Origin of the sequence: Oceanobacillus sp. J11TS1 (assembly GCF_018333215.1) — a bacterium.
Classification (GTDB): domain Bacteria; phylum Bacillota; class Bacilli; order Bacillales; family Amphibacillaceae; genus Oceanobacillus.
On sequence record NZ_BORO01000029.1, the window covers coordinates 37,201 to 44,253 of the forward strand.

Annotated in this window: 5 protein-coding genes; 4 read left to right on the forward strand and 1 reads right to left on the reverse strand. The window is 38.7% G+C overall.

Annotated elements, in window-relative coordinates:
• Window positions 1-120 precede the first annotated feature (120 nt).
• Window positions 121-759, reverse strand: coding sequence for a sporulation membrane protein YtaF (gene ytaF, locus KI343_RS16965; protein ID WP_212927606.1), 639 nt, complete (start codon window positions 757-759; stop codon window positions 121-123).
• A 204-nt stretch (window positions 760-963) separates the two neighbouring features.
• On the opposite strand from ytaF, the gene KI343_RS16970 reads away from it, so the two are divergent.
• From KI343_RS16970 to KI343_RS16985, 4 genes are all read left to right on the forward strand, one after another.
• Window positions 964-3,132: a DNA topoisomerase III gene (locus KI343_RS16970; protein ID WP_212927607.1), complete on the forward strand. Its 2,169-nt coding sequence runs from the start codon at window positions 964-966 to the stop codon at window positions 3,130-3,132.
• Window positions 3,133-3,331: 199 nt separating this feature from the next.
• The gene (gene glcT, locus KI343_RS16975; protein WP_212927611.1) at window positions 3,332-4,186 is read left to right on the forward strand and encodes a glucose PTS transporter transcription antiterminator GlcT; all 855 of its coding nucleotides are present in this window, start codon (window positions 3,332-3,334) and stop codon (window positions 4,184-4,186) included.
• Between the two features lie 172 nt (window positions 4,187-4,358).
• Entirely contained in the window at window positions 4,359-6,398 is a 2,040-nt protein-coding gene (gene ptsG, locus KI343_RS16980) for a glucose-specific PTS transporter subunit IIBC (protein WP_212927608.1), read from the forward strand.
• A 191-nt stretch (window positions 6,399-6,589) separates the two neighbouring features.
• The gene (locus tag KI343_RS16985) at window positions 6,590-6,829 is read left to right on the forward strand and encodes a ferredoxin family protein (RefSeq protein WP_040978779.1); all 240 of its coding nucleotides are present in this window, start codon (window positions 6,590-6,592) and stop codon (window positions 6,827-6,829) included.
• Window positions 6,830-7,053: the final 224 nt, after the last annotated feature.

Consider the following 7,053-nt stretch of genomic DNA (forward strand, 5'->3'; position numbering starts at 1 on the left):
AATAAAAAGGTTTTAAATTATTTAACGAGAAAAATTCACCGTATAATATAGCTGTTTATACGGTGAATTTGTTTTCTCTTTCATTAAAATGATTGCGCTCATGCAACATTTAATGTTTTATCAACCGCTAAATATATTCCAGCACCCTAAAGTAATCAGGAAAACGGCCGGCAAGAAGGATAAACGCTGTAAAGCCGGTATTCTCCATAAATAATTCCCGAACATGATTCCGCTGTATAAAAAGAGTCCGCTCATGCCAGCTGTTAATAAAGCAGTAATTAACGGAGAATATCCGAGCATGGCAGCACCAATCCCAGCGCCGAATGCATCCAGAGCCAGTGCGAATCCTAATAGAATGGATTCATTAATAGAGATAATCCCAGACTTATCTAAATCCGCTTCTTTAGGACGCGAAAGTACCGTTTTCACATTCTTAAATTTAATATTGGAGCTGGAGGAGGAATGCTCCCTGTTTTTTACGGTTTCCGATTCTTTTGAACGAAAGATGGAAAAAAGGGAGAAGAAACCTAAAAAGATCAGAATACCTCCTCCAAGCATGCTGGCTCCTTGAGGAGAAATAAAAGAACGCAAGAAGTCCCCGACTTCCATCGACAGGAAGACAATCAATCCGGAACAAAACATAATGACAAATAAAGAGAGCAAGGGAACTTTAATCTGTCTCATTCCATAGGTGATACCTACACTAAATCCATCGAGACTTACTGCAATAACGAGTAAAAGCATACCTGTATATATCATACGTAACATCCTCTTTCTAGTAAGTACAAGTAAGATCTTCCTTAAAAGCATGGAGCAATGTCATTCCAATAACTTTTGTGTACGTTATTCTATGTTTATGGGTGCGATGTGTGTCTTGGTGAAACCGAACGTAATGTCGAACGTTTTGTAAGAAAATATGTTAAAGTAGTAACAGACTAGAAATCGATTAAATGAGGGATATAAATGAGTAAGACAGTGGTATTAGCAGAAAAGCCGTCTGTAGGCAGGGATATAGCGAGAGTTCTTGGGTGTCATAAAAAAGGTAATGGCTATCAAGAGGGAACAAAATATATTGTAACTTGGGCATTAGGCCATTTAGTTACCTTGGCAGATCCGGAGGCCTATGACGCAAAATATAAGACATGGAATATGGAAGATTTGCCGATGCTTCCTGACCATTTGAAGTTAGTAGTAATGAAAAAGACTGGCAAGCAGTTTCAAGCCGTAAAGCAGCAAATGCTGCGAAAAGACGTGGGCGATATTGTGATTGCCACAGATGCAGGAAGAGAAGGAGAACTCGTTGCCAGATGGATTATTGAAAAAGCACGTGTAAAGAAACCAATTCAGCGTCTATGGATCAGCTCTGTTACAGATAAAGCAATAAAGGACGGTTTTCGGAATTTAAAGCCTGGGAATCAGTATTGGAATCTTTATCAGTCTGCAGTGGCGCGGTCTGAAGCGGATTGGTATGTAGGATTAAATGCGACAAGAGCATTAACAACCAAACATAATGCGTCTTTGTCTAGTGGTCGTGTTCAGACGCCAACACTTGAAATGATTGCGATGCGTGAACAAGAAATTAACCAATTCAAGCCAAAGACGTACTATCAGCTACAGGGAAAAACAAAGGGTGGCTTTGCTGTAACCTGGAAGGATAAAAAGAATCAATCTCGTATTTTTTCTAAAGACACAGCGGATAAAATAAAAGCAAAAGTATCCAAGGAAAAAGCATTTGTCAGCCATGTCGATAAAAAGCATAAGAAAAAACACGCACCGACGTTATATGACTTAACGGATTTACAGCGAGATGCTAACCGTATTTATCAATTTTCCGGAAAGCAAACCTTATCCGTTTTGCAGAAATTATATGAACAACATAAGCTTGTCACCTATCCAAGAACAGACTCAAGGCATTTATCAACGGATATGGTATCTACATTAAAAGAGCGCGTCAACGCTTGTGGTGTGGATGAGTATGCGAAAGCTGCCAATAAGATATTAAAAGAAGATTTACGTATTACAAAAGCGATTGTGGATAACAGCAAAGTAACAGACCACCATGCCATTATCCCTACGGAAGAACCGGTTGATTATAGTGCGCTGTCCAATCAAGAGCGGAAAATCTATCAGCTTATTGTGCAGCGTTTCTTAGGAGCTCTTTCTAAGCCGTATGAATACGAGCAGACAAGTATTACAGTAGAAGCAGCTGGAGAAACGTTTGAAGCAAAGGGAAACCGAGTAGTTTCCTTAGGCTGGAAGGAAATTTATCAGCATCATGCAGAAGATGAAGAAGACATTCGTTCCAATGTTCCTCAAGTAACGAAAGGGGAGGAAATGTCGCTTACCTATACATTGAAGGAAGGGCAAACAACACCTCCAGAACGTTTCACAGAGGGAAGTCTCTTGCAGGCAATGGAAAACCCGACCAAATATATGGAAACGAATAAACAAGAGCTTGTAAAAACAATCAAACAGTCTGGCGGCATTGGGACAGTTGCTACGCGTGCAGATATTATTGAAAAACTTTTTAATAACCAATACATGGAGCTGAAAGGAAAATATATTTATCTGACATCAACTGGCAGACAGCTATTAGAATTAGCACCTGAAAAACTCCGATCTCCAATTTTAACCGCAGAATGGGAGCAAAAATTAGCGCAAATCGCTGATGGTAAATTAAAGAAAGAAGTCTTTTTAAAGGAAATAAAATCCTATACCAAACAGGCAGTACAAGAAATTAAAGCTAGTGAAGAAAAATTTAAACATGATAATATGACAGGAACAAAATGTCCGAAATGTGGAAAACTGATGCTGGAAGTTAAAAACAAGCACGGGAAAAAACTTGTTTGTCAGGACCGCAGCTGCGGCGGTAAAAAGAATATCGCAAAATATACCAATGCGCGTTGTCCCAATTGTCATAAACGTTTAGAGCTCCGTGGAGAGGGAGAAGGACAAATGTTTATGTGCTCTTGCGGTCACCGTGAAAAACTCTCCACTTTCCAAAAGAGAAAAGAGAAGGAAAAAAATCAAAAGGTATCTAAAAAAGATGTCAATAAATATATGAAAAAACAAGATGATTTTAAAAACAATGCGCTTGCAGAGGCTCTTGCAAAATTAAAGGACCGTTCTTAAACTAAAATTAAATCAGTAAAATCTCGAAGTTCCCATCCTAAAGAAAGGTGGGGACTTCTTTCTGAGGGTCTGCTTTTATTGGAAGTATGGAAGAACAAATTGTCAGCTGAAAACCCGTTAAAGTGTAACTTTTGCAGTTTGTGTGAAGTGCTATATAATAGAAGGACAAGTGCAGTAAATGTTAGAAGGGATGATAGCTATGGACGCCTTTTCTGTTATCAAATCACTGAATAATAATGTTCTCATTGCAAAAGATCATAATCAACTAGAAGTCATCCTTATCGGGAAAGGCATCGGATTCGGAAAAAAGAAAAACGATCTTATTCAATCTGAAATGATAGAGAAACTGTTTGTTTTAAGAGATAAAAAAGAACAGGAACATTATAAGAAAATCATTCATGATATCGATGATAATACATTACAAACAATTGTTACCTCCATGGAAATGATTAAAAACAGGACAAATATGTTTATTCCAGAGCATACACAGGTTGCTTTAACAGACCATATTGTTTTCGCAATTGCCCGCTTGCAGAAGGGGCTGGAAATTCGTAATCCATTTTTGTCAGAAACAAAAGTACTCTATCCATTTGAATATGAAATTGCATCCGAAATTGTAGACTATATGAATCATTCTTTATCTGTGCTGTTACCAGAAGGGGAGATTGGTTTTATAGCTTTACATATTCATAGTGCAATGGAGGGCACTGCATTACATGAAATTAATCGGTATTCACGACTTGTTTCTAATTTAGTGCAGGTAATTGAAGAGTGGCTCGGTATTCAATTAGATAGAGACGGGATGGATTATGTGCGCTTTGTTCGTCATTTGCGTTATGCTATCGAACGTGTGTTAAACGGGGATAAGGTAGAAGAACCCAAAAAAATGGCAGCCCTATTGAAAGAAGAATATCCCGTGTGTTATAATCTGGCATGGAAGTTGATAAAAATTATGCAGCAGACTTTAAAGAAACCAATTTTTGATGCGGAATCTGTCTACTTGACGATTCATTTGCAGCGTCTATATGAAAACGTTCACTCAAAATCAAAATAGAAATAATAATTTAACTATTTAACGTGTAACTGATTCGATCAGGCATGAGGAGAGACATTTTGATAGCAGAGGGTACAGAAATTCTGCACCTGCAGCTATTTACTTGTCTTTGCTCATGCTTTTTTTATTGGATCTCTTTATTGTCTGCTAGCCAAATAAAGAGGTGTTTTATATGTTTAAGAAAGCATTTGGAGTCCTCCAAAAAGTTGGTAAGGCTCTTATGCTGCCCGTTGCGCTTTTACCAGCAGCAGGTCTTTTGCTTGCATTTGGTAATGCTGCCCAGCAGGACACAATGCTTAGCTATCTTCCATTTCTTGAAGCAGACTGGATTCAATTAACTGCAACAGTAATGGAGGATGCTGGCGGAATTATTTTTGATAACTTGCCACTGATTTTTGCAATTGGTGTTGCGATAGGCTTGGCGGGTGATGGAGCAGCCGGACTTGCGGCACTCGTCGGTTATTTAATTATGAATCAGGTAATGGGTTCATTTATGCAAGTAACACCGGATATGATTTCGGAAGATCCTGGTTTTGCAAGTGTGCTCGGTATAGGAACCTTGCAGACAGGCGTGTTTGGCGGGATAATCGCCGGGTTAATTGCCGCCTATAGTTATAATCGATTTCATAATATTGAGATGCCATCCTTCTTAGGTTTCTTTGCGGGAAAACGCTTTGTCCCGATTATGACAGCAGGTATTTCCTTTATTGCAGGCCTTTTATTAATGTTTATCTGGCCGCCGATTCAAAGCGTGATGAACAGTGCTTCGTATTGGCTGATTGAAGAAGGTACGTATTTTGCGGTGTTTTTATTTGGATTTGTTAAACGTCTACTCATTCCATTTGGACTGCATCATATTTTCCATGCCCCTTTCTGGTATGAATTTGGTACCTATACCAACCTTGCAGGGGAAATCATTCGTGGAGATATGACTATTTTCTTTGCACAATTAAGAGATGGCGTAGAGATTACTGCAGGTAACTTTATGGCAGGAGAATTTCCAATTATGATGTTTGGATTGCCTGCTGCAGCACTTGCAATGTATCATACAGCACGCCCGGAAAGAAAAAAACTTGTTGCCGGATTATTGGCTTCCGGTGCATTAACCTCTTTCTTAACAGGTATTACAGAACCGCTTGAGTTCTCATTCTTATTTGTATCACCATTTTTATTCTTTATCCATGCTGTTTTAGATGGACTCTCCTTTGTGTTGATGACTTGGTTTAGCGTAAATGTCGGCTATACCTTCTCTGGTGGAGCGATTGACTTTATGCTGTTTGGAGTAGTGCCAAACCAGGAACCATGGTGGATTACGATTATACTCGGGCTTATCTTTGCTGTGCTGTACTACTTCTTATTCCGCTTCTTTATTAAGAAGTTTAACTTGATGACTCCAGGTCGTGAGGAAGCAAGTGAAGAAGACAGTCAGGAAAAAGGAAAGTCTAGCGATCTGGCATATCATGTATTAGAAGCAATGGGTGGACAAGAAAATATTACCCATCTAGATGCTTGTATTACCAGATTACGTGTCTCTGTAAACTCGATTAAAGACGTAGATAAGGACGAATTGAAGCAGCTGGGAGCTTCTGGTGTCTTAGAAGTCGGCGATAATATTCAGGCAATCTTTGGACCTCGCTCAGAAATTATTAAAGGACAAATGCAAGATATTATATCTGGGAAGACACCAAGACCAGCAACAGATAAGCAGGAATTGAATAATACAACAGAACAAGTACAGGAAACAGAACATCCTACAGATATGGCTGAAGAGATTATTTCTCCTTTAAGCGGAAAGTTACTTCCAATTACAGAAGTTCCGGATCAAGTATTTTCTGGGAAAATGATGGGAGATGGCTTTGCGATTGAGCCTACAGATGGTTTGGTAGTAGCCCCTGTAAATGGAAAAATTATAAATGTATTTCCTACCAAGCATGCAATTGGCCTGCAATCCGAAGCCGGTAAAGAAATCCTGATTCATATAGGAATTGATACCGTGAACCTGAAAGGGGAAGGATTTGATATTCTTGTGGAAGAAGGAGAAGAAGTAAAAGCAGGTCAAGCCCTGGTAAAGGCTGATTTAGATTATATTGGTGAGCATGCATCATCCACTATCACACCAATTGTTTTCACTAATTTAGCAGAAGGTCAGTATGTGGAACTTCTAAAAGAAAACATGAAAGCTGGAGAAAGTGGAATCATCGAAATAAAATAGATTTGTTTTACTTGATAAATGGAGGTAGAGTTTCGTTTCTATCTCCATTTTCATATGGCTCTAGGAAAATATAAAATCGATAAAATATATCAAAAATACACATAAATAGAGCTGAAACAGTTTACTTCATTCTGTAAAACCCTTATCATTTAGGATGAACCATGTTTATCATGTAAGGGGGTTATCTTTCCATGGCTTTTGTTATTCTTGATCCATGCAGAGGTGAAAAAGCAGGGGAGTGCGTTAGTGTTTGCCCTGTTGATTGTATAGAAGAAGGTATCAAGCAATTTTATATTGATCCTGATATTTGCATTGATTGCGGCGCATGCAAGGCAGTTTGTCCCGTGTCTGCAATTGAAGAGGAGTACGATTTAACTCCTGATCAAGAGAAGTATTTAGAAGAAGCAGAAGAATTTTTTGCGAATAAGTAAATACACTCTCCTGATACAGAAATCCCCCGCCCATCACTAAAAGATAGGCGGGGGATTTCTGTATGATATTAAGGCAGCTTCCAAGCTAAGTTAAAGTCGATGACGTACAATAGTCTGTGTAAGATGAATAAATAGGAAAGGTAAGGTTATCCTACCCTTTAGTTAATCACGACAAAAACTAAGAAGAGGAGACCTTACCCATGTCTACTAGTATAACTGATAAT